Raw genomic sequence first — 285 nt, forward strand, 5'->3', positions numbered from 1 at the left:
CACGCAGTGCTGTGCGGCGCCGGCCATAACCTGCGGATGATCCTCAGGAAGCTGAGGCTTTTTTACGCCGCTGTTCTGACCGCCTTGCTCAACCGCTCAATCGCTGTCGACTGCCAGCCGTGAGGGCCAGCGTCGTCCAAAGCGAATTATTCAGACCCGACTACTTATCCAGCCAGTGAATAGGGTTGCTGTGCGGGATTCTGATCGACACCACCATCGTCCATCTGCCCCTTGACGATCATGTGCATAACTTCGATGCCGCCCAACAGGATGCGGGCACAACGA

Annotated in this window: 1 pseudogene; it reads right to left on the bottom strand. The window is 57.5% G+C overall.

The annotated features are described in order from the left end of the window. Nucleotides 1–164 precede the first annotated feature (164 nt). Nucleotides 165–285 (bottom strand): annotated as a pseudogene (locus tag AB4Y34_RS42270) (IS6 family transposase); the annotation flags it as partial.

It is taken from the genome of Paraburkholderia sp. BR10954 (assembly GCF_040965775.1).
Lineage (GTDB): Bacteria > Pseudomonadota > Gammaproteobacteria > Burkholderiales > Burkholderiaceae > Paraburkholderia > Paraburkholderia youngii.